Origin of the sequence: Pseudomonas sp. efr-133-TYG-5, from assembly GCF_030209175.1 — a bacterium.
Taxonomy (GTDB): Bacteria; Pseudomonadota; Gammaproteobacteria; order Pseudomonadales; family Pseudomonadaceae; genus Aquipseudomonas.
The window spans coordinates 1962918-1986744 of record NZ_JARVSM010000001.1 but is presented as its reverse complement, the minus strand read 5'-3'; the positions used below and the strand labels follow the sequence as shown (position 1 = coordinate 1986744).

At 53.7% G+C, this 23827-nt stretch carries 11 protein-coding genes; 4 read left to right on the top strand and 7 right to left on the bottom strand.

What is annotated here, in order from left to right; translation table 11 throughout:
* Positions 1 to 83: 83 nt before the first annotated feature.
* Entirely contained in the window at positions 84 to 1586 is a 1503-nt protein-coding gene (locus QRN70_RS08960) for an HNH endonuclease (protein WP_285417114.1), read from the bottom strand.
* Positions 1587 to 2309: 723 nt separating this feature from the next.
* Here QRN70_RS08960 and QRN70_RS08955 point away from each other — a divergent pair.
* Positions 2310 to 3287, top strand: coding sequence for a phospholipase D-like domain-containing protein (locus QRN70_RS08955; RefSeq protein WP_285417113.1), 978 nt, complete (start codon positions 2310 to 2312; stop codon positions 3285 to 3287).
* A gap of 726 nt (positions 3288 to 4013) precedes the next feature.
* Positions 4014 to 6149 (top strand): KAP family P-loop NTPase fold protein, encoded by a 2136-nt coding sequence (locus tag QRN70_RS08950; RefSeq protein WP_285417111.1) that lies wholly within the window; start codon positions 4014 to 4016, stop codon positions 6147 to 6149.
* Positions 6150 to 6344: 195 nt separating this feature from the next.
* On the opposite strand, the gene QRN70_RS08945 is transcribed toward QRN70_RS08950, so the two are convergent.
* The gene (locus tag QRN70_RS08945; RefSeq protein ID WP_285417109.1) at positions 6345 to 10310 is read right to left on the bottom strand and encodes a DUF4365 domain-containing protein; all 3966 of its coding nucleotides are present in this window, start codon (positions 10308 to 10310) and stop codon (positions 6345 to 6347) included.
* Between the two features lie 277 nt (positions 10311 to 10587).
* On the opposite strand from QRN70_RS08945, the gene QRN70_RS08940 reads away from it, so the two are divergent.
* The gene (locus QRN70_RS08940; protein WP_285417108.1) at positions 10588 to 13440 is read left to right on the top strand and encodes an AAA family ATPase; all 2853 of its coding nucleotides are present in this window, start codon (positions 10588 to 10590) and stop codon (positions 13438 to 13440) included.
* A 743-nt stretch (positions 13441 to 14183) separates the two neighbouring features.
* Here the strand turns inward: QRN70_RS08940 and QRN70_RS08935 are convergent.
* From QRN70_RS08935 to QRN70_RS08915, 5 genes are all read right to left on the bottom strand, one after another.
* Complete coding sequence (locus QRN70_RS08935; protein ID WP_285417107.1) at positions 14184 to 16154, bottom strand: hypothetical protein; 1971 nt, start codon at positions 16152 to 16154, stop codon at positions 14184 to 14186.
* A 92-nt stretch (positions 16155 to 16246) separates the two neighbouring features.
* Positions 16247 to 16618, bottom strand: a complete 372-nt coding sequence (locus tag QRN70_RS08930) for a hypothetical protein (protein WP_285417105.1) — start codon at positions 16616 to 16618, stop codon at positions 16247 to 16249.
* A 148-nt stretch (positions 16619 to 16766) separates the two neighbouring features.
* Positions 16767 to 17384 (bottom strand): hypothetical protein, encoded by a 618-nt coding sequence (locus QRN70_RS08925; RefSeq protein WP_285417104.1) that lies wholly within the window; start codon positions 17382 to 17384, stop codon positions 16767 to 16769.
* 2 nt (positions 17385 to 17386) lie between these two features.
* The gene (locus tag QRN70_RS08920) at positions 17387 to 20836 is read right to left on the bottom strand and encodes a site-specific integrase (protein ID WP_285417102.1); all 3450 of its coding nucleotides are present in this window, start codon (positions 20834 to 20836) and stop codon (positions 17387 to 17389) included.
* Complete coding sequence (locus QRN70_RS08915; RefSeq protein WP_285417101.1) at positions 20833 to 22287, bottom strand: tyrosine-type recombinase/integrase; 1455 nt, start codon at positions 22285 to 22287, stop codon at positions 20833 to 20835. The genes QRN70_RS08920 and QRN70_RS08915 overlap by 4 nt, the downstream gene beginning before the upstream one ends.
* A 352-nt stretch (positions 22288 to 22639) precedes the next feature.
* Here QRN70_RS08915 and QRN70_RS08910 point away from each other — a divergent pair, with 352 nt between their 5' ends.
* A complete protein-coding gene (locus tag QRN70_RS08910; protein ID WP_285417099.1) occupies positions 22640 to 23827 on the top strand; it encodes a PD-(D/E)XK nuclease domain-containing protein in 1188 nt (395 codons plus the stop codon).

Below are 23827 nucleotides of genomic sequence, written 5' to 3'. Positions count from 1 at the left end.
CAAGCTTTCCCTCAAATGCCGACCACTTATCCCCCAGGAGTTTCCAAAAAACCCTTTTCATGAGTGGCTTGATTTGGGAGTTGCTAGCTGTACTTTTCGACGTAATACTTCAGTAGCTCGCCTTCGCTGTTACAAGTCTGGCATTCTTCATGGTTAATCCTGCACTGCCCTTTGCAATGAGGACAAGTGACCATCCTATACAGGGACACGTCCAGTTCAGATGCTAGGCCAGCAGTCATGTAACCCTCTGAGTTGCAGGCAATGCAATCTTCACCATACAGCTTCCTCTTCCCCTTGCAGGCTGGGCATTTTACGTTTTCATACAGCGAAAGGTCGACCATATCAGCATACCGCCGAAGTAGTACTCTTTCACCGTAGCAAAGCTGACATGTGTCTCCGTCATGCCTGCCACTTCCTTTGCACAGAAGGCAGTCTATGTAGTCATAAACGGCTACATCTATATTTTGGGCGTGTCCACGCATCATTCGCTTCTCGCCGTCGCAGGCTAAGCAGCGTTCTCCATGCAGGCGACCAGTACCCTTGCAAACAGGGCAATCTACAAAGTCATATTGAGAGTAATCGATTCGCTCCTCAATCCTGCGCTCAAACTCTCCTTCACCATCGCATGCGATACAAGTTTCACCGTTGAAAGATCTATTTCCCTTGCATAGCTTGCATGTGACCAAATCAAAATCTCTAAGGTCAACGGATATGTTTTCATCAATCGTGCCATCTCCCTGGCAAACTGGGCAGTCAAAGCTATGTGTGGATCCCCGGTGTTCGCACAGCGGACACCTGACTAGACCGCTTTCCTCAAGAAACCTTTCTTCAAATGACGAAACTTCTACAAGTTTTGATCTGGTAGTAGAGACTTGATTCGCGCTTACATCTGAAATTTCAGCTAACAGCTTTTCTAAAGAGGGGCTGATGGTTGATTTCTCTGACTTTTTGGTCAGCGTTGGAACCAGGGCAATTGCTTGATTCGCTAAGTTTTCAAACGCGGTATGCGATACTCCTACCGGTTGTGCAAGTCTGGTGTTGAGCTGGCTGCAGATTTTTAGCAACAAGGCAAGGCGCTGCATTACTTCAGCTTGTCCCTCCCACACAAAGCGTCTGAATGTTCGGAGGTATTGCTTTATACTTAAAATATCCTGATTGTCGGTTCCTTTTTTGCCAAGCTTGCCATAGTCATATTTTGCATGATGGGTGGGACAAAGCCAGATTAGGTTATGAGGGTGGTTGCATTTCCCTTTATGACTCGGCTCTAAGTGAGCTGCCTCGCAGGATTCGGCATGTTTGTAGCATACGGCGCACTCTAAGCTGGCTTCTAGCTTTATCTCATCTCTAATAGCTTTGGGCAAATTGGGACGATTGGAGTTGGCAGGGGTTGGCCAAGGATCCCTAAGCCAGGAATCATAACTTTTCAGTTCCGCCTCGTCGAAAAGATGCCTTTCCCCGTCTTTAGAAAACTTGAGCTTTTTGGTATCTCCGGTTTTCACGGTGTTTTTTGTGAAATAGACAAGAAGTTCTGGAGATATCTCAAGGAAAACAGCCGCTTGATACAGATCTAAGAGTTTGGTTTCCATGCCGTCTAGCCGATAATTATAAAATCTACGTGTGACCGTTAAGCTGCCATGACAGACGCCGGCTGATTTCGAACTCCACGCACTGTGGTGCTTCCTTCCCCCTTTATACCGGAATCTCATCACGGGATGGAAAACTTTCACGGTCATTGCGTCTGTGGGAGCATCCCATATATCTAAGGGGCATTGCGGCTCCTTCAGATGGTTACGATACCAAGGTGTGATGGCCTGAGCGATGGATGATCACTGGAAGGCGAAGATCAGATGCGATCACGGAGCGTCACCGTTGCCGCTCTGCATCGTGGTAGTCGTGGCTTCCTACCGCAAGGTCGCTTGACTTGGAGCCAGGTCTCGACGGTCGGTTGGCTAACGGTAATAGATGGGACGCGCCTGCTTGCTTCGGGCTTCTCGCTCCCAAGAAATTTTGCTAATTGGTCAAAATGGCCGAGCCTTTCGTACCTGATTCGCATGTCAGGATTGTGCGACGGATGATCAGCTTGAGGCCCTCCCAGCTCACAGCGTGGTCTAAGATTATGGCTGCACGAACTCAGATGCGGAGTAGGCGCGGGCGGGCATAAATGAACCGAAAGCATATCTAGTATCTAATCAGTTGACTGTGATCAAGCCTAGGGTGTCTTGAGAGCAGCGTTTCACGTATCCTTCAACGTACGAAGTCGACCATTCTCGGCAATATAAAATTTTCGATATGTACATGGAAAAGTCATCGTGAATTCCAACTATTTTGATAAGCCGGAAACTATCACCACTGAGGCTTACTTTGAAGATATTCAGGAAAAAATAAAAGAAGAGCTCCGGAAGGCGCGTGAGTCTGTAAGAGTATGCGTTGCTTGGTTAAGTAGTGAGGTCTTTGAGTCGACTCTACAGCAATTGGTTAATAATGGGGTTCAGGTTGATATAGTATTTAACGATGATGTGATTAATAAGAAAAATTTATCTACAGAGATAGGTGGTGTTAATTTTTACCCTATTAAAACAAAGTGCTATACTAATTTGATGCATAATAAGTTTTGTGTTATTGACGATTGTACTGTTATAACAGGTAGTTACAATTGGTCTAGAAGAGCAGGGCAGCATTTTGAAAATATAGTGATTGTGCGCAACGATTACGCGCTCGTGGAAAAGTTTAAGCACGAGTTTTATGATCTAATCAATCACTTCAGCGATGCGCATGACATGATCAAGGTTGCCTGCAAAGAGCCAAAGTGCAAATCGGAATCCTATAACGTAGGAGTGCTTGGTAGTGAGAGCGGTCTATATGATGAGTCAATACTTGGTGTATGGAATATTTGCTCTAATCACGGGCACATTACCTTTTTGAAAGAGGCGCATGCGATCCATCTTAGGATGATGCTTGGCTTAAAAGACACTGGCGACACCTATGACTCTGATGACCAGCTATATCCGCTAGATAAGCAGGATATGCTGAGGCGGTTTAGCAGAGAGCGGAGTGAAATGAAAGCCATGCAAGATGTATTCACCAAAAATTTCGGAGTGGTGACCCATGCGGTGGGCTACGTCTATGTCACGAACGACAACGAGCATCTTGAATGGGGCGAGCCTCAGGAGTTTGCTATTGGTATGTTGTGGAGGCACATGTATTACCGGAAGCTTATTCCGAATGTTATTAAAGATGATTGCGAGGGTTTTGATATCAGGCCAATAGTTGATAGGCATTATTTTTGATAAGGGATTTTTAATGGCGGCCTCTTGTTGAATGTGTGGAGGCCTGAATTGAGGAAGGGTATTATGGTTTATTATGACAGCGACCGCTTGTTTCGGGTCGCCCCCTGATTTTCAACATTACAAGTTCATCTCAGGATGCAATGAATGTAACCTTTCGCTCAGAGCATCACTCAACTAACGGCACAATTCGCTGCAACGTCCCAGCCCCCGCAACCCTCGGAAATCCCTCGATCTCATACACGCAGTGTTCAATCACGCGAACCCCTTGCGCCTGCAGGTTTCTGACTAAGGCCATCCCCTTCATATCCCCGCCAGAGCCGTGTCCACCGGAGCCGCATACACCAGAGCCGAATTCATCAAGCTTCATTCAGCGTCTAAGTGAGCATGAGCTTGCTCCGTCACCCGAGCGTCCCGGTAGATTACGGATTGAGCGCAGCTTACGCCATCTGGAACGGCATCAGCGTCATTCGCAAATCATTTGCCTACTTATCTCGATACGGCCCGCCCGTCACCGCATCCGGGCACTGCGCTTGCGTCAGGTGTTGGCTTTGCAGCTAGCTGCTATGGCATAGGCGTACTTTTTCCGGCAAGCCTCGTGTTCTAAATCCAGCTCATGCGATGGGTCAGTGTTTTTATTAGTATGAGACGCATCGGGATCGTCTGAAATCGGACAGCGTTTTCATCTCTGACTTTCCTCATCCCACCCACACGAAGTAGGAGCAGTCCATGCAAGATGGCGACCCACCGAATCGCCCAGGTGAACTTGCCCAGAGCGACCTCGACGCAGATCGGGCCGTCCTGGCGCCTGACGATGATGCCTTTGGGTATTACCCATTTGCACGATCACTTGCCAAGGCGATTCGCAAGACACCTAGCCCAACCGGTGTCGTGATGGCGTTGAATGGCCCATGGGGTAGCGGGAAGTCGAGCCTGCTCAATTTGATCCGGTATGAGCTAACGCAAAGTTCGGATGCACCGCCTCTCATCGTTGAGTTCAACCCGTGGTGGTTCAATGGCAGAGATCAGCTGGCTGGGCAGTTGCTTACTCAGTTTCACAAGACACTGATCGGTGAATCCGGTGTGTTGCGCGATGCCGGCGACATGCTCGCTAAATACGCGGGCGCAATCTCCAAGGTGGTTACCTACTCAACCGGTATTTCCTGGCTGGATAAGGTGCTCACCCCCTTCCTAAAGATGCTAGGTCGCAAGCCCATGGATGTGCCGAAGGCCAAGGCGAAGATCAGCAAAGCCCTGGCGAAGGCTGACCGGCGTGTTCTGATCGTCATCGACGACATCGACCGGTTGACGCCACCAGAAATGCTGGAGGTTTTCAAGGTCGTCAAAGCCTTGGGCGACTTCCCGAATGTCTTGTACCTGCTGTCCTTTGACCGAGAGGTAGTGGCCGAGGCGATAGGTAATGCGGTCAATGCGAGCGGGGTGGCCTATCTGGAGAAAATCGTGCAGGCAGCGTTTGAGCTCCCGATCATTTCGCAGGCTCAGCTCAATACTCACTTCTCCCAAGAGTTGAACAACCTGCTTTCAGCCGTACGTGCGCCCGATGCTGCCCCCAGGTACTTCCAGAACATCTTCTTCGATGGCCTGGAGCAATACCTGCAGAAGCCTCGTGACATCGTACGCATCATGAACGTTCTGCGCGTGACCTTTCCAGCCGTTGTCGGGGAGGTCAACTGGGTGGATTTTGTGGCCTTGGAATTTTTGCGAACCTTCGAGCCCATCGCCTACCAGCGAATCCGGCAACATCGCCAGATGTTTACCGGCTCACCCCAGATCGGAGACGATCTGCAGAGCGTAGTGGCTTTTCATAATGCATGGCTTGAGCAGGTTCCCGAGAACAGAAGGGCAGCGGTGCGTGCGCTGATGTGCCGCATGTTTCCTAAGATCGATGCTGCGCTGAATCGGCAGTACTATGGAGGGTATGACGGGTACCGCCGCATGAACCTGAGCTGCGATGATTTTCATCCCGTGTACTTTGGCTTCGGGGTGCCGGAGTCGATACTCAGCAGAGCGGAGGCTGATCAGCTGATTGAGCTTTCGGCTGATCCGGAGCAATTCTCGGACGCATGGGCTGGTCTCAAAAGCACCCGCCGGCAGGATGGTCATTCCAAGGCCCGTGAGTTGCTGGATTTCATCTCCCGCATGGCACGTGACCTTGGCGGCGACCGGGCAGCCCAGCTACTGATCGCCATCTTGAGTGTATCGGAGAGCCTGCTTGTGGCGGCAGACGAGGCCGGCTTCCTGTCAATGCCGAACCACTGGCGGGTTTCATCGACGCTGCAGCGGCTCCTTGAGACGATCGCACCGCCTGATAGAGAGGTGGCGTTGAGATCAGCCGTCATGGAGGCGCGGGGTGTTCCTACGGCGCTGCATCTGCTGCGCTGGATTCGGGGTGACCTGCCTCACGGAACGCATATGGAGGGGCTTGAGCCTTCCGTGATAGCGGAGCTGCAGAGCGAAGTCGCTGAGCAGGCAATGCTGATGAGCTTGTCTGACCTGCTCGACTTTGACGAGCAGCAGTTATTGATCCGTCCCCTCATCGACATCGTGGGCGAGCAGCGTGTGCGTGTGCTGTATCAACCCATTTTGAGTGACCCCGCCATGCTGCTTAGGTACCTGGAGGCTTCAGCGTCTCGTGGAATGGCGCACGCCGACAGCGACAGGGTGTCGAGCAGTACGATCAATGTTTCCTCACGGGTGTTAGACCCCATCGTCGAGCGTGAGCGGGCAACAGCCTTGGTTGACGCTTTGCGGCAGCTACCGGATATTTCCCGTGAGCAGGTAGGCATCATTGATGCCTATTTCCAAGAAGACGACTGGCACAGCAGTGATTCTGATGACGAGTGAATAGGGGCCGACTCACCGAATGTCTTGAGTTACTTGAATGGCTGAATGACAGATGGAGGCGGCGCAATTGAGGCCCACAGTCCGCAATACTTTCTTGTGATCGTGTCGCAGGCCCGTCGACGAGATATGGCGCCGCTAGCCTTGACTACAGCGAAGCCGCATCGGGGCATGCCTCCAGCCCTTGCGGCCCCGCAGTTATCGTCTGAATTGGGGACGTTGTGCCGCTATTCGTGCTGTGGTGTAAGCGTTGGCGAACTCGGACTGGTCAATCGTATCCCTCGTTAGGCTCTCATTGAGCGCGTTAAAGATTCGTATTCCTTCTCCGGCCTCTACGGATTCCAACTGAGCACATCTCGTACCTAGCAACCGGATAGCCACTTTCTCAAGACCTTCATCCATTTGATCGCCATGGTGAGACTCCACCAACAGCATGTAGACCGCCCAGAGTTGTTTGGCGCACGCCTTCGGCAAATGACTCATGAGTGCGGCGGTGATGATCAAAATGACGATGGTCTCAAGGGCCTGGCTGGGGGCATCGTTTTTCATGGCTGCTTTGACATGCCAGTGTCGCATCAACGCCGCTAGCAAAATCTCAGGAAGCAAAGCCTGATCTACCAGTATGCGTAACACCGATGCTGCATGACGCAGCGCGCTCTCAAAGGGTGCGCGGTAATCCCAGAGCGCCGAGATCACTGAAATGAGCCTAGGTTCAGCGTCGAGGATTTCTACGGCTTGACGTACGTTTCGTGCAGTAAAGGCAGCCGGGGGGAGCAGCCGCACAAGTTCGGATAGCTGTACGATTACCCCGACCCGCCATTCGCACAGCTGCGCAATTTTGCCGGCTTTTTCAATAGGGGAGAGCAGCCCAACCTCTGTCAGTGCGGCCAGGACATCAAGCGTGCAGAAACCATCGACCTCGGAACCTGCGGCACAAAATATCCGCAGCGACTCGTCATCAGAATAGAGCCGGTACCGTTCCGGCTCTTTGCCGAGTATCTCCACGATTTCACTGTTGCTGCGCCCAATGACCCTGGCGGGCGATGCTTCGCTTGCCTCCTCTGGAGGGGAGGGCTGGAGGATCGAGGCTAGATGGGGTTTCAAAGCGTTCTGTAGCTCCAAGCATTTGCTTCGCTTTGGGCTTCCAAATACGGGGTTCGTGAACTCGGCAAGCTCCTCCATCGTGGCCCTGGCAACCGCAATTTGACCGAAGAAAGTGATGACGGCGTCGATCAGCCCCAAGTCGTTAAGGACTAACAGCGCTGTCCAATCCAGCAAAGGCACTCGCTTGCGCAGGGCATCGGCACCGATCGGTTGCCACCCCGTACCGTTGACCATCACCAAGTGATACTGGCGATCATCCCGGCTGGACACCTTGGCAACTTCCCACAGGTGTACAATATCGGAAATGTAAGACAGCACCAGTCGCGGGCGCCACGAGAAAGGGACGGTGTTTAATCCCTGCTGTAGGGATCGCTCCATCCGTTTCTGGAACGCTTCTCTGTCAGGCGTCATTCCAGCCAGTGCTTTCAGGCTTTCCACCAACTCCGTGCCAGAGGCGCCCTCTCGAATTTCGCCTCTCCAGAGCATCCGGGAATTCGGGAAATTCCTGAAAAATGCTTCAGCGCGTGTTCGGAACTGCTCTCTATCCCTGGCAAGGTCGATGTCACTGCGTCCCCCCAGAGTGCCGCTCAGGTGCATCATCAAGTAGGTGCCTTCCTGGCTCTCTACACTCTGATCTACCAATTCGCCTGCTCGTAGGGCTAGCTCCAGTAGCCGGTCGCTCGTTGGGTCGGAAAACTGGATGAGAAAGAACAGTAATTTCACGAACTCCAATTGTTCCCCTTTGGATCTCGCAGTTTCGAGCGCTCTTTCTGCTGCCTCCACGGCGTCATCGACGTATCCGCAACGTGTGGCAATCGTCGCATAGGTGTTCAGTGCCAGTGGATCGTCAGATCCTGTGGCTACAATTTTCAACAACCGATCGCGGGCCTTTTCCGTTTCGCCCAGGTGATCAAGTGCCAATGCCTCGAAGGCTCCCATTCGATCACCAGGCTCAACGCGGACTCGATTGCTTTGACACAGCTCTACGATGCCTTGCCAATCTCTCAAGGTCACCAAGGCCAACCCAAGCCGCGCAGCCACCGCAGGCGAGAGGACATAGTGCTCAGTGATCCTTTCGGAGAGTCGAACACACGCCTGCGCGCTCTGCGGGTCGGTAGGGTCAAGCTCGTGGATGAGGGTGAGTGCAATACTGACGGGCCGATCCAGTTCTTCATACCTGGCCTGCAGCGTCCTCAACGCCTCATCCTTGGCCAACCTGCTCATCTCCAACTGGAGATAAAATTGTGCGAGGGCGGCTTCGGGGGCCAGAGCAGGATCAGCTTCGAGCATCCCCATCCACTGGGTCACGAGGCCGGTCTGAACTGATTTGTGCGCCGAAATAGACGCTGCGGTGACAGCCGACCCAAACAGGGGGTGGCTGCGATCCACGTCACCGACGTATGCGCCAAAGCTTTGATAGCACGCCCGAAATTTACGGGTTTCATAGAGTAGAAGCGTGCCCCAGAGCTGCTTGTCAGGTGAGTCGGGCAACTGATCATTTGTCGACAATGCGAGGGGGAAGTCCGCCAATTGACCCGCAATGCCCCGCAAGACCTCATGGATATGGGGCAATTCCGGGCGCTTCTGCGCTGCATCCTTCAGGTCTGCAAGTATCGACTCTGCCTTGCCAAGGGCTGACGCTGTGGCCCCCCAGATGTCGACGAGCTGCTCTATGTTAGAGCCCCAGCCAGATGCCTTTATGGACAGGACAGCATCGTTAATCGCAACCCAAGCTTCCTCAAGCTTTTGAAGGTCTACACCCGGAAGACCTGCGGGTGGGATAGATTCACGTCGCGGCGTAGTGGCGGTGGCCAGTGCGAGGGAAAATTTGGCTCGGGCCCTAAGCAACAGCAACAGTTCACGAATGTCATCGGACGCGTCACAGGCTTCAAGGCCCGCCTCGCAGTCCGTCAGGGCATTTGCCGGTTCTTCAGACAGCCAATGTGCAAACGCTCTGGCGAAAGACCGTTGAGGTTCCGCAAGCAAATTCGCCTGCTCAACGGCCAACTCGTAATGCCCTTGCACGGCATGCAGCCGGGAGCGAATGGCAATGATGGCTGGATCTTCACCCTCCAGTAAATCATGTAGCTCTGCAAGTGAGTCGCTATCGTTCTCGAATCGGATGCGGATCTCCGCTTCCACCTGGGCTGCTCGGAACTTGGGGAGCGGCGTTACCTCGTAAGCGTTCTGGTAGGAAGAGACTGCCGCTTTGTTATCTCCCGTTTGAACCTGCCACTTGCCACGTAGGCGCCAATATTCTGCGCGCTCAAGGGTGGCCGACCCTTCGAGTTTTGGCTCTGCCTCATCGAGCTGGATCTTCGCTCGATCCAGCGCGGTGACCTGTAGATCTGCCTTGGCCTGAGTCAAGTTCCAGGCAAGCGTGCCGCGAGCTGGGTTGACCCAGTAGTCTTCCGTTGGGCCTGCCAAGGCGTTCATCAGTGCGGAGCCTCGTGCAGCCACGCCTTTTACCACGCCCTGAACCAGGGTTAAGCGGTCATCTGCTTGCATCCCTGGGTGTGTTTGCTCTGCGCGCTCACTCAGGATATGCCCCATGCGAGACAGTTCGTTCTGGTGGCGAATGTCCTCCGAGAGATCCGTAGCTATTTTTAGTACGTTCTTTGTGGGCGCACGAAGGGTGACGGATTTGCGTTCAGCGGACAGATCGTCGACCGAGATGCGATTCAGCTCATCCCTGAGCCAAACATAGTAAAGGGGGCAGTCGACAGGATCTTCGTTCACCGATAGGTCGCAGATCACCAGAAGTACCGGTTCTACGGCTCGGGCGTAATAGCGGACAGTGGTGGCTTTCAGAGACACCGAAATGTATTCGCCATCCGCCGTCAGGTTCGGAGAGCGGGTGCCCTTAAGCTGGATACGGAAAATATCCGTCGCTTGTTGATTCGGCGTGGTCTGCACTTGGAAGTCATAGCCATAGTCGTCAGTCCCTTCCAGGCTTTGCACTCGCCAATTATTGGGATGTCGAGCCATCAGGCAACGTGTTGCATCGGCATTGATGTCGTGCTGATCACCCGTCCCAGGTAGAGGCCCGTCAACTGGCATGGTGCTTCCTCGGTATTATCAAAAATGGGTGCTGGAGGCTTGAACGGCGTTTTGATGCAGCACTATTTGTCCTGAGTATACCGGGCGTCAAACCGGGTTTGGGATCAGACTATGGGATCAATATCTCTGTAACTGGGGCTGCGAGTCAGGTTGGGTGCATCCCCCATGTTGTACGAGACTGCCCAAGTTTTTACGAACTGCGGCCCATTCACAACGCTCGGTAATGGCTTCCTGATGCCAGTCCGGTTACGCTGATGCGTATCAGGGAGGAGGCGCAATGAGTCAGTACCTTTTAAGTTTTGCCAGGCAGAACCTTGAGGGGCGTACTGATGCGTACCTGGTGCTTCTTTGGTGTATGTACCAAGCCAACCAAAGCAAGGGCCGCTACTCCGACCACATCAAGTCACACATCACCACGGCGTCGGATCAATTGCTGGGTCGCAACTACCAGCGTGTCGCTGCTCGCTTCAAGAAAGTGCTCGATAAAAGGCCTGAACTGGATCGGATACCACCCTCGGGCTTGGGGGCGTTGGATTACCTGCGCGTCAGGAATTTCCGGGGCTTTGGCGAGTTTGGTGCTGACGACAAAGGCACGTTCATTCGATTCAGTAAGCTGAAAAACATTTTCTACGCGCCCAATGGCGGCGGCAAATCATCGCTCTGTGAAGCCATCGAAATTTGCACCACTGGGGACATCAAGGAAGCCGCCAGGCGCAAGACCAAGGTCAAGCAGTACATTGCGCGAGGAGAAACCAAGCCTCAGCTCGCTCTCCTGGGAGCGAATAAGCTCAAAATTGCGCCCAGTATCAGTTGGTCAAGCTGCTTTATTGATCGCAATCGCCTTCAGGAGTTTTCGCTCCTGGGCTCCAAGGACACTGGCAGTGGCGAAAGTGATGTCTTGGCGACCCTGTTCGGCCTGGAAGAGCTTCAGGACGTCATTTCCCGATTCGTGCGCCCTGACAGTTTTACGCTCAAGGCATTCATGCGTGCCGACCAGGCCGAGGCCCTGACGAACCTTGAACGCGCTCGAACAGAGCTTTGCCAAGTGCGGAGCAAGCACAGGGCAGATCTGTACGCTGCGATTTCGCAAACCTGTCAGCTCTTGGGGCTGCGGGCCGATCAGGATTTCGAAATTCGTCCAAAGGCAAAGCGGCTGCGCAAGACGATAGACATGCACATCCGTGGGGCCGAGCGACTGCGAGCCGCCAAAGCACCGGTGGTCATTCCCATCAAGCATGTTGCGCGTACGTCTGCCATCGCCAAGCGGTTGCTCAGCCGCAAAACGCAGATCGAGACACTGTTTCTGAAAAGGGCCAGTGACGTTAATTATCGCGCTGTTTTTGAAGCCTTGGAGGCTTTGGAAGCCACCGAACAGCCGTCTGAGAAGACCTGTCCCGCCTGTTTGACGCCCCTTGACCAAGTCACGGTGAACCCGTTTGAAAGGGCTCGTGATCAGATCAAGGCGCTCGGGGCTCTGGAGGCTCTGAAGCAATCCAAACAGAAAAATGATGCTCAAGTTGTCCTCTGGGCTTCAAGGATCGCGACCGGGATCAGTTCCGTGAAGGCCAATGCCTATGCCGATGTACCCTGCCCACTGGCGATGGACGCATTGGAAGCGGTGCTCATTGAGTTCCATACGGCGACTGACCGCTCGACAGTGGCGGGGTCTGTCCTCAATGCTTTCATCGCACTCTGCGCTGACAGTGCAGTCCAGATCGAGGCCTATCTGCGTGCCTGCGAGCGCAAGCAACGGGAGGTTGATCAGGCGGAGGTTCAAGCGGCTCGTCTGGATGCGCTCATCGAACACCTCAAGCAGGTCGATGAGTTGCTGAAACGACAGTTTGACCTCAAAACCCAGGCGCTAACCGGGTTCACAGACGCCAATGATAGGATGCTTGCGCTGATAGGGCAGAGAACGGCTTTGCTCAATGACTCGGTAGATAACAGCCATTTCAACCAGTTGCTCAAGGATCTTGAGGCTGAATACCGAACGCTCTACAGCGACCTGTTGGACTACAAGCTGGAGCTTGAAAAGGCGCGCATTACAGGGATCGAAGCCAAGGCTGCCGAGTACTACCGAGCGATCAATAACCACGACGATGACCATGAGCAGATAGAGACGCTGGCCTTTGAAAAGCTTACGGAGAGCTACCGGATCAAGATCACCAACGTGGACGGATCCCTGCTGGATGCGTTTGCTGTGCTCAGCGAAGGGCATCTGAGGGCGCTGGGCTTGTCGATTCTCTTGGCGATGGCTGAGAAAAACAATTTTCCGCTCATCGTTTTTGATGACGTCGTCAACGCGATCGATACGGATCACCGATCCAATATCATCGACTTGTTTTTCAATGATGACTACCTGCGCCGGATCCAGATGGTGGTGACGACCCACGATCGCCTCTTCTGGGAGCGCTTCTGCATCATCGCTGATCGCCATCCTCAATCCGCCCAGCATGCAAACCATGTGCTCAGCTATACGAACAAAGGCATCGTGGTCATTGATCATGCAGGCGGTTTTCAGAGAAAGGTGCACGTGGCGCTGTCTGTTTTCGACGTTCGACAGGCGTTGCTGTATTGCCGGATCTGGTTCGAGTCCATGGTGCTGGAGTTCTGCATTGAGAACGGCGTACAGGTCACTGCCAATTTCAACAAGTCCCAGCTCAAGAAGAGCATGTACCTCCAGATAAGCCTGGAGCACACCTTCAAGCTGGTGGAGCCGTTCATCGACTACGACCTGTCGCACTTCAATTTCATCAAGAACGACCTGGTCAACTGGGGCGGCCAAAACCAGGAGCACCACGCCTTTGATGAAGGCAGCCTGAACTTCGTGCACTCCAAGACCAGTGGTGAAGTCTTGAAAATATACGATGCCATCCGTTTCCTGGAATGCCAGCTTTTCACGGACAAAAAGAAGGAGTCCGGTGAGAGATACCTTGCTGAGGTCAACGAAAAAATCGAGAAGGGCCGCAGGAAGCTGGCAGGCCTCGCCAGAGCGCCGGAAGAGGTGCAAAAAGACCACCAGGCCGTGTTGAAGGCGCTGGAAAAGCGCGCCATTGAACTCACCCAGGAGCTTGAGTTCATCGAGCGCTGCGTAGTGAGCGTGGCGCATCGTGAGGGGGTAGGGGAGTAGCCCGCTGAGTTGCCACCTGCTTAGTGCCTCATACAGCGAGAGGTGCCAAGCAAATGAACGCGGCGCCAGAACAGGGTTCTGACATGGTTACTTTCAATCGCCCATTGCCAACCCCGCCGTATAGGCCGGATCTCACTCTGGTGAGTGCGGGTCAAGTAGGCTCTTGAGCCGGTAAGCAACTGACTCCCATTCGTGAATACACAGGCTTTGAGGAGTCCCTGCAATTAAAAAGCTTGGATGGCTGATTTCCTGTGCCTGGATAATCCGTTCTTCGCTGAAAGTAACGGCGATCAATCAGATACGCTTCGGGCGGGTACGCCGTCGCTCCTGCACTTGAGCCGTCAGCGCTAACGAATGGCTTTGGTTGGACTCGCCTGCAGCCTCGCGTGTGCCAAGGTACTCAAGGGAGGCGGTCTATCACGGAGCCGTAGTCAAAGTCGACGGTACTCCCTGACGGTTGTTTTCGCGCTGTCGCCCACGCCGATCAGGCAACAAATGGACTGTCCCATCAGCTTCCATTCGAGATGCTTGATGCCCCTGAAATTTTTACAGTCAACTGCGCAACGCGCATCCATCACCCGAGAAGTCGCCAATTGCGATCAAGGGTAGCTGAGCTCGAACATAACTCAATTTCTTGCCTTGTTGTTTTCAGAGTCGTATCGGCAATCCGCAGCCAAGGCGAGTGGATAGATCGAGTCTCGTCGGACTCCGCGAAGACCGGCTAGAGACGGCGCAATCAAGCATCACTCAACCAGCGGCACAATCCGCTGCAAAGTCCCAGGACTCGCAAGCCTCGGATAGCCCTCAATCTCATACACGCAGTGCTCAATCACGCGAACCCCTTGCGCCTGCAGGTTCCGGACGAACGCAGCCCCCGCCCTTTCCCCACCAGCACCGCCTTGAGCGGAGGTAAACACCAATACTGGAGGGAGCTCGACCCCCAGTGCTTCGTTAGGACTCAATGCAAACCCAGCATCCCATGAGTACCCCGCGAACTCGTCCGCTTTGATGATCCGATACGTCTGTGACTGAGACACGAAAAGCTCATTCGACTTGACGTTCACGATGCGAATCAGGGAGTCATCCTTACGTCGAAGACCACGGGGAGAAAGCCGAATCAAATCGCCCTTTTTAGGCACTTTCGTATCTGCTGGAACTGAGCTGTACCGCCGGTTCAGCAGGTGGGCAATCTCAGGGCAATCACAGATCACCGCGATGCGCTGAACGTCCTCTGCATTGATCCGTGACTCGATCTCGGGGAGTTTCCGAAGGCATCGCTGGATCGGCAAAGCACCTTGCTGGCGAATGCGGACATCCACGGTGGGGAAGTAGCGAGACATCTGGTCAACAGCTGCATTGGCCGGCAGGGTGGCATCGACCAGCGCAACCAAATTCACCACATTCTCCAGCTCTGCCAGCAGCTGAAAAATCTCGAACAAGGGCAACTGATTGAACTGATGTACGACGATTGCCTTGGCATGCGCGCCATCTGTAATTTCGTAGAACGGAACAGGGGCATGACCTAACTCATTTTCATAGGCCGCGCACCCGGCCTTCGCGATCGTCACCGAGGTCGGAACGGTATTCGTCAAAAGCTCCGAGACCGCACAGTACTGCTGGGTGAATTCGACGGCTGCTTTGACATCGTCATATCGAACGAGCAGTACGCGTGAATTCAGTGCCAAGGTCACTTCGTCGAGCATGTCGAAAGCGAACATGTCCGGGGTGAACGCGCTCAAGCGGCTGAAGGCGTGTTCAATCTCACGCTCGCTATAGGTTGGGTGAAAGGGCGTGCAGATCCTGGTCAGATGATGGCGTACTGCGCTCTGCAGAATATGGTTCGACTTGAGCTGAACGTGGCCCTCCGTCGCCACAACCCAGCCGTGGCCCTCACACTCGCGAATCGCCTCAAGCACATCATCCGAGCCTGCGATGACGCTGCCGTTAGCATCGCCACCGCCATCTACCTCAACCGCATTTACCCCAACCACGTCAGCCCCACACCCATAAACAAAAGCGACCTCAACAAGGGTGTTCCCCGCCGTTGACTGGGCTTCCAGATGCCTTAGCAGTGCCCAGGCCTTCCTCAACCCAGGCGTCTGATCGAAGCCTGGATGATCCAGAACTGAGTCGTCATTGGTCTCAAGAAACGGCAGTGCCAGTGGGGGATGAATAAGGAGGAAGCAGGCGTTTAGTGGCAGACAAATCACCATCTGCTCCGCACTGGCTTGATCGAATCCCTGGATCATGAGTCCAGACACCGACTCCTGGAAGGCCTGGTACTCCTGCCATGCGAACTGCAACTGGGCCGTCTGAGCATCGCCCAGGTGCTTCCCAAGAATGAACCGACTCTCATGGTCAAGCAGCTGCCGCACACTGCGCTGTTCCAGCAAAGCAGCTTGTTCCAAAACGCTCGCGAGACCGGACGGCGGTGAGTATTGGGGGAGCGCTTTCTGTGTACTAACGAAGCCCGCCAGTGCCCTGCATTCGTCATATTCCACGCAAAGAGCGGGGTACAGGTAGGTAATGACCAGCCCCCTCCCACGCTTAGCGATGGACGCGCGATAGGTCATGCCGGGGAATATGGGTTTCGACACTAGCTCCGGATCGAGTCGCGCCTTGAAGGATGTCCCGGTGGCCAGCGATAGGAGATGGAGTTGTCGCTCGCCACCCAGGGTGAGCGTGAATTTCCGGACGAAGTAGTACTTTGCCATTGGCCTGATGCACCGTTGGGTAGGAAGACAGGGAAATGATGCTGGACGGAAGCTGCTGTAGAGCCGCGAAGCGGGGCCTGCCAAGGGCCCAGTCAGAACGTGAGGATCTTCCCTGACCGAATGATCTCTTCCCGGAAAGCCGCACGCTGCAAGCCACACTCGGCATCTCGCAGCTGGGTTCTGAGCAGTTGGATCTCGGTTCGTAAGCTGGCCAGTGATTTGTCGTACTGCGAATGGGCTTTGGTGGAGGGTTGAGATCGCACATGCTCCAGCAGCAGCTCAGCAATCTGGGACAGCTCTGGCCCGCCACGCCCCTCGTAGAAGACCTGCCTGGTAAGCCCCACCGTCCCGGCCAGCCATGCAAGGTTTATCTTGCCGGCCCGCATCGGCACGCTCTTACCTGACTCGATGATCTCCAGGGCTACCTGGCGCAGCCTCTTCGCCGACTCCAGTTCAGGTTTCATGGCGCGTAGCACCTCATGCGGCGAACCGCCTCCAGAACCGCCACCAGAAGCACCTGCAGAAGCATCTACACCAGAAGCACTCCCGGCTGACCTAGCCCCAGCTCCCAACCCAACTTCAGCCTCAGCATTGGAGATACGATCATTCAGTTCACGCACGGGCATTCTTCCATTCGACATAGGGGGCAATGAGTGTTGAGTCGGCTATCGGTTTCGGGATGCCGCTGACATCTGAGAGGTCGGTCAGGGTGTCGTTTATGATCCGAATGGCCCGCTTGTGATCGAGGATCCTGTCCACCAACTGGCAGGTCACTTCATACTCGCGCTGGTACTTAGCCACTCCGCTGGTCTTGGTCGCAGCGTCCTGAGACCGGGCAGCCTGCACGGGGCGTTTCGACAAATCGTCCACGATGTTGCGAAGCTTGGCGTTCTCCTCCTCCAACTGGGTGTTTCGGATCATGACCGGATGCAGTGGATCTATGTCCGTGTTGTATGGGGTGGGTGGGGTACTTCCATCGCCAAGGAGCCCTGGGTAAGCGTCGAGGCACTTCCTGTATGACTTTCCACGCTTCAAGAGCAGGCTGCGGTCGACGCCGCAGATACGAGCGACTTCATCTGCCAACTGACTGATGTTTTTGAAGGGCTCAGCCTGTTGTTGAAGCACCTGCAAGGCGGAATAGATTCGAGCAATCGTTGCCTTGAGTTGTGCTTCACCTCGTCGCTCTTTAGGTGTTCGAGCAGTCGGAGCTTTAGTGGGTGTTCTTTTCATGGTCAGTCTCGCGCAGTCCTGCAAGCTCGCCTGGCCAATTCACCTAACTTGGACACACGAGCTCGCCTGGTCATCCCAATTGCCCCTGCCATTGAGTCTTGATGGTTGAGGAGGAGGGCGGAAGGCTTGCTCAGCGCATACGCGGAGATTTCCTCAAATGTAAGGCCTGTACCGCCCATGATCGACAAGATCTGCCCGATGTAGATTTCCCTTTCCTCGAATGGTTGGTTGGCAACCTGGAGGAATTCGGGATTACGTGCCAACTCATCAAGAATCAGGGGGTAATGTTCTGAAGCGAAGGCTGGGAACTGGGAGGCGTCTATCAGCATCGAAATAACGCGCTGCTTGGGATCTGCCATATCGACACTGTGACGAACAGCATTCGCAAGATCGCGATGACGAGCGATGTAGCCTTTGGGAAATTTTTCTTCTCGCCATTTTTTTTCGAGAATTTGGATGACTTGACGATAGCCAGCCAGCTCCAGGGTGCACAGCGAAAGTTCGTCGTAAATTATCTCGGCGTTGGATGAGTTGGGCTGGTGCTTTAGTGTCTGCTGTAGCCTAGGTTTGAGGTTCTCAGCACGGTTAGCAAGGTCGCGGACTTTTGCGTTAAGGCCAGGCAGGTGGTCGACACCGAAGACAGCGTAAGGGCAGATACCACAGGTACGAGCCTTCCGGGTGAAAGCCATCAGTTTTTTGGGGCACTCGCCATCAAGTGCGCACATGCAACACTCTAGAAATTTGATGCGCTGAGTTTTTGTGCTGGCAATCAAATCCAGGCCAGTTTCCTCGGCGTCCAAAATATCAGGGATTACAGAGACAAGATGCTGGTCGCGCGCGGTCTCTTCACGATGCTGTGTCCAGCCTTTGACTAGGGCTGAGTCGGGCGATGACGGGGCGGGAGGCCGCCCGGTCAGAGCCGCGAATGCGTGCGCCGAAACCGCTTTGTTGGCGGAATCAATCAGTGCCAGCGTTTCTTGCTTAGTCGGAACTACGTAATGAGCGGACGTGTACTGCTGTGCGTGGCCGACTTGTCCTCCGATAATGGCGTAGTCGAGGTAGGCATAAATGCGGCGATGAGTAATCCACGTCGCACGCAACGCATGGGGAGTGTGTACTGCTGACCAATTCCCACTGGCTGTTTGCTCCACGAACTCATGGCGATTTTCAGGGGGTACGAAGCTGTTGTACACCTCCTGAAAGCCCCGAAGTATCAACGTCCACTTGAGGGCGTATGATGCATCGGAAAACGGTGCGCCGTTTTCGAGCCACGGACTCCTGAAAAGGGGGTGGATTTTTTTATATTTATTAGTGCTATTGGGGTCTTTTTCGTAATAAACGCCCTTGTATTTTTTGCCGTATTCTTTTGTCTGGAAATGGCGCTCTTGAAGCAGCACGTCCATGACTTTGTAAGGCAAAGTCACAGGACGGCTATTGCCGTTTTTGTCCGTGTTGACATAGAGAATACAGCTGCTCAGACTCCCCCTCAGGGAATGATCATAATATTTATCGAAGCTGCGAACATCTAGCCATTGGCAATTTTGCAAGCGTAGGCCAGAAAACAGGGCCACCGTGAGCATCCTCACCTGAGACAACCATGGTACGTATACTTCCCCGTTACTGGATTTGAACTTTTCATTCTTCCAAGAGTAGGCGTTGATGACTTTTTTGAGGGGGATCTCCATGGCTTCAGAACTGCCATCAGGGTTCCACAGTTTGATGGAGTACGAAATTCCGTATTTCTCAATGTCAATCCAGACGCTGTTTTTCAGATCCAAGGTGTCTTGGAAACTCAGTAAGCCTTTGATGCATTTGTGCTGGAGTTCGACTCCGACCGCATCGAGTGCCAACATGTAGGCTTCAACCATCATCATGGAGTTAATGGGCAAGGGAACCTTGTCACTTTTTCCCGACGGGCCACTTCCGGGTGAGTCCAACTCTGGATGGACTGGGTTTTTGTATGGCCCGCTGATCAGTACTTTGCCGTTTGGCAGTAAGTCGCTACTGTTCGCTATCGCGATCTCAAAAAATCGCCATACAGAAAAGATGAAGTGTGCTTTGGTTTTAATGCTCCGCTTGAGGTCATAGAACTGCATCAGCGTGAGGGGAAGATCGACCTCGGAGTTATCTTTGTTGTTAGTGAGCTTGGTGTTTTTGCTCGTGCGATGCCAAAATATGGAGCGATGGAACTCCTCAATATTGGTCGGGAATTCGATACCGCTTTCTGGATGTTTGCTCAGCCATGCGGGCAGATACCTGCCCAGGTAGTCCATCAAGATATGAATATAGCCAATCTCTTGCCGGCGAGTGGTCTTCGCGAGTTCTTCGATATGGCCAAAATGCAGATTTCCTGCTTTGATCCATGAGAGTAAATTTTTCTCAATGTGCGGGTTTTGTGGGGTGTTGTAATAACCCTCAATCCATTCGTATGTACCGTTGGTGGGTCGCCTGCGACCAGGCAGAACCGCGTACTCTTCGGGAGAGAGTACACTCTGCGCTTCCCAGCTTTTTGTATTGCGGGCAAGTTTTTCCTCAGATTTTTTTTGGTTCCTCTTCTTGCGGCCATCCAGCCCTGAGTTATAGCGTGCCCTTCTCCATTTGAGGTTTTCGCTTTTTGATTGATTAAGGTCGATCGAACCCCAGTGTTTTGCAAACTCCGCATAAGATTTTCTGATTTCGGCGCTCGATTCTTCAATCCTTGTCGTGCTTAAGTGAGTATGATAGCCCTCAAGCAGTCGCGCTTGATCAGGACTTACAATCGCCGGATATTTTTGGGCGAATAGGAGAAGCCAAGACAAATAAGAAAAGTGAAGGCATATACTGCCCTTCTTAGCTTTGCTTTTTATTTGGCGTTGTTTGTCAACAACTGCGGGAGCTGCCTCCCATAACTCTTCGAATACCACATCTTCAGGTTTTTTCCAGTTAACGCGATACTGAAATGTTCGACTGCAGCGCTTCTGATGCGACTCCTTAAGTCCAGTGATCTCGTGAATGAAACCCTCAGATCTGTCAATCATCTCGGGATACTTGGGCCATACACCACTCAGGTTGAAGCTATAGGGTAGGGTGGCGTTTCCCTTCGACCATAAGAGTACGAACATCGCCCGGATGGGGATGCGAAGTCCGCTTACATCTTTGGGAGGTGGCGTATGCTCGCCCGTAAGCTGCACGTACAAGGGCATTGCAAGATCGAGCTGTTTGTCCGGTACGAGGCAGAGCCTGTAGAGGGTCGTGAGTTCCAGATAGGTCAAAGCTCGACCTTTCCGATGCCTCAGGAAGATGGTTAAGGCCAGGCGATGTCTGGCTTGCATATCCTTCAGAAGCTCGGGATTGGCTTTCCCCGCAACCTTCTCGGCCTCCATGGCTTTCTGAGCCAGCTCTTCCAGGATTGCCGCAGCGCTCTCAAGGACATCATCGCCGTGCAGGGTGATACTGTCGGTGGTGTTGATCACGCTTCTGGGCCCCGCTCAAGCAGTTCTTCGCTCAAACGCGCGTAGGCCAGTCCACGGTAGTGGTCAATGCTTTCGCCCTTGCCTTGGTGGTACACGAGTTCGTTGGCAGCATCGACGTCCACAAGGGTGTTGATGCCCAGATCTGCGGCATAGATCTCGGTACTCCGGAGGTCGGCGTGCCCCATCAGCAACTGGATTTCAGGTAGATCGAGGCCCGGCTTAGGTCGGCCCGGCACCATTACGTAGTTGCGCGCCCACACGCCGAAGAGGTGCCGGAAGTCGTGGGACGAGTAGTTTCCCTGGGGCGCGACGAACTTCAGTTTCTTCTGGGTGGCTTGAATGCGGCGGTTGATCGCCTTGTTGACGGTGTTCGAATTGAGCCCGCAGAGAGGTACACCGTAAGTGTCTTCATCAAGCGATAGCAGTAGCCATGGGCTGTCGGAGCAGGGGCGCACTGCCATGTAATCAGCCAGCTTCTGCCAGAAAATGGATTTGAACGGCTCGAACATCGTCACGACAGCAGTCTTGCGACCTTTGAACCCAAAGCTTTCCTTGTTCGTCGTATCGCGCAGGCCATCAGGGTCTTCTACGCGAATGATCCTCTTGCGAACATCAACGTCCTCCAGGCGAACCCCAACCGCCTCGGAGAGCCTCAGGCTGCCAAGCCCCAAGCTCCAGATCAAACCGTCCAATGGCGTTGGGGCGTTCTCAAGCATGGGTAGAATATGTGGGAGGCCAATGTGTTTGGCCTTCCGATCTTTCTTGACCTTAGGGGCGCGCAGGCCGCCTCGGGCTACCTTTGCGCCGGCACCAAGGGTGGGTTTGACCTGCAGCGTGTTGGCATGGATTTGAGCTAATTCCTGAGGGCTGCGCAGCCTGGGATTGAGTTCCGGCAGCGCATTGGTTTGAGTCTGGGGAGGCAGGCCGGTCAGCACGGAGGTCAGTTCTGCCTGCTCAAAGGTGATTGTGCTGCAGACCTTCAGCATGCGATTGGCGCCTGCGATGTACTGCCCGGCAGACTTGGGGGAGATCTTTTTGCGGCCCGTTCGGATGAATGCTTGGCGGACGATCGGGTCTTTGGCCTGCGCACCGTCGATGAGATATGACGGGAAAAGGTGCATGGTTTTCGATGCAGTCGCAGGGTCGAGTCGGCCAGAGAGGGCGCCGGTTTCGTAGAGAAACTCGGTGAAGACCCGCCCACCTCTCTCCATCGCAATCGCCGCGTTGCGCGAGCAACTGATGCCAATCTCGCCCCAAAGGTGCTCGGTGAACTCATTGTAGAAATCCAATGGTGCACCTGTAGCTGTCTCGTAGAGCCTGGGTGGTTCGCACTTGATTCGCGTTAGGCTATGCATCGCCTCGATGCTATTACCGGCGGTTGGCTGCTTTTTCGGGGCCTCGGGGGGTGGATTCGAGCTCTGGCCAACCAAGGCAATCTTCGATTTACGCATATATTGACAACACTCCTTAGTCGTGATGTAATCTAGGAAGCGAAATGGTATTGACTGCAAAGTACAATTTGAAATGACAAAAAGTTCTTATTTTTAAGATTTTTATGTCTTTGTTTGTATTTTTATCGCCTTATTGTGCTACTCAGCACGGCCTTGAACCCGTCCCTTGCTCCCGCGAAGCCGCGTACTTAAGGGCTCACAGCCTCCTTCGCCCCGGTAACCCGCCAAGCCCAGGTCGTTGAGTAGCCAGTGCGCTCTCAACATCAATTTCATGACTTTTTGTCCATTTTCTCGATGCGCCAAGGGTGAATCAGGTGCTGCCAACCCGACGAACAGCCTATCGGGGGGGGTGATGTCACGATGGTCGGCTTCAGCGTTTTGCGGTAATTTGTACTGGCATGAAGCCATACCCACCGCAGGACGCACCTTTCCGGCAAGGGATTTTAATCCTTGGTCGCTTCCGTTCCTGCGCACTTATTTCGTGACAGGAACGACCATGTCAGGCGGCGAAACCGAAAAAATTGCGAGGCTCGCGGAGCTCGTTTCCAACGAGATCTTCAGCTTCTTCCGCTGGAAGAAAGAGGGGCCGGCGAACCTCAACTTCGGCTGTGTGAAGAAGGAAACACACGCGCCCTTGAAGAAGTCTGAGCACACGCATCCCACTGACGTGGTGTTCAAGTACGCAGACCCTTATTTGAACAAAGCCGTCTACCTTCATACCGATTTGAAGAGCTACGCGGTGGGCTCAATCACGCTGGACTCGATCAAGAAGGCCTTGAAATCCCTGGGCAAGACCATCGACTGTGCGCGTGCCTCGACGGAGTGGCAGACGCGCTACCACTTGGCCAAGCGTGAGAGGTATGAGGTTCGTGGGATGCTGTTCGTGTACAACCACGACGACGAGTACGACAAGAATTTCTACGATCACTTCAAGGACTACAAGGGCGAGAACCTGCACATCAAGGATTCTCAGCAGATTCATATCGTCGAGCCTTCACTGATCAATTACCTGAAGACGCTGCAGGTCGATGTGAATGCCCTCAGGGCAGCAGGGACATTTCCGAAGGACAACTACACCTTCTATTACCCTGATCTCGTTTTGCACAAGGCTAGTGGCGAGTACTGGGAGCGTGCAGCCACTGCTGAGCTCATCGCTTCGCCGTACATGATCATCCACCACAAGGAGGTGATCTCGTACTGCGAAAAGGCCATGAAGCTGACTGAAACGTATAGCGAAGGCTACCTGATCTACTATCGCCGCGATGGCAGCAGCGAGATCGAATTCCGGTACCTCTTTGACGCCCTGTCCAGATTCCAGATCCTCAACGCCAACAAAGACTTAAAGATCCGGATCCGGGTTGCCAATCGCTACCATCACAGCAGCATCCTCAGCAATTTCAACGCTGCCATTAACAGCTACGTCACTGAGTGGGGCGAAGACGAGAATCGCAAGCGGAAACTGCAGGCGATCGAACTGGACATCGTGAATCACGCGATTCCGAACTATAAGCCCGAAGCGATCGGCTGGGAGCGAGACTGA

Coding starts and splice junctions, on each gene's coding strand:
- QRN70_RS08960 (WP_285417114.1), bottom strand. CDS start 1,586: ATGGAAACCAAACTCTTAGATCTGTATCAAGCGGCTGTTTTCCTTGAG.
- QRN70_RS08950 (WP_285417111.1), top strand. CDS start 4,014: ATGCAAGATGGCGACCCACCGAATCGCCCAGGTGAACTTGCCCAGAGC.
- QRN70_RS08945 (WP_285417109.1), bottom strand. CDS start 10,310: ATGCCAGTTGACGGGCCTCTACCTGGGACGGGTGATCAGCACGACATC.
- QRN70_RS08940 (WP_285417108.1), top strand. CDS start 10,588: ATGAGTCAGTACCTTTTAAGTTTTGCCAGGCAGAACCTTGAGGGGCGT.
- QRN70_RS08935 (WP_285417107.1), bottom strand. CDS start 16,154: ATGGCAAAGTACTACTTCGTCCGGAAATTCACGCTCACCCTGGGTGGC.
- QRN70_RS08930 (WP_285417105.1), bottom strand. CDS start 16,618: ATGAAACCTGAACTGGAGTCGGCGAAGAGGCTGCGCCAGGTAGCCCTG.
- QRN70_RS08925 (WP_285417104.1), bottom strand. CDS start 17,384: ATGAAAAGAACACCCACTAAAGCTCCGACTGCTCGAACACCTAAAGAG.
- QRN70_RS08915 (WP_285417101.1), bottom strand. CDS start 22,287: ATGCGTAAATCGAAGATTGCCTTGGTTGGCCAGAGCTCGAATCCACCC.
- QRN70_RS08910 (WP_285417099.1), top strand. CDS start 22,640: ATGTCACGATGGTCGGCTTCAGCGTTTTGCGGTAATTTGTACTGGCAT.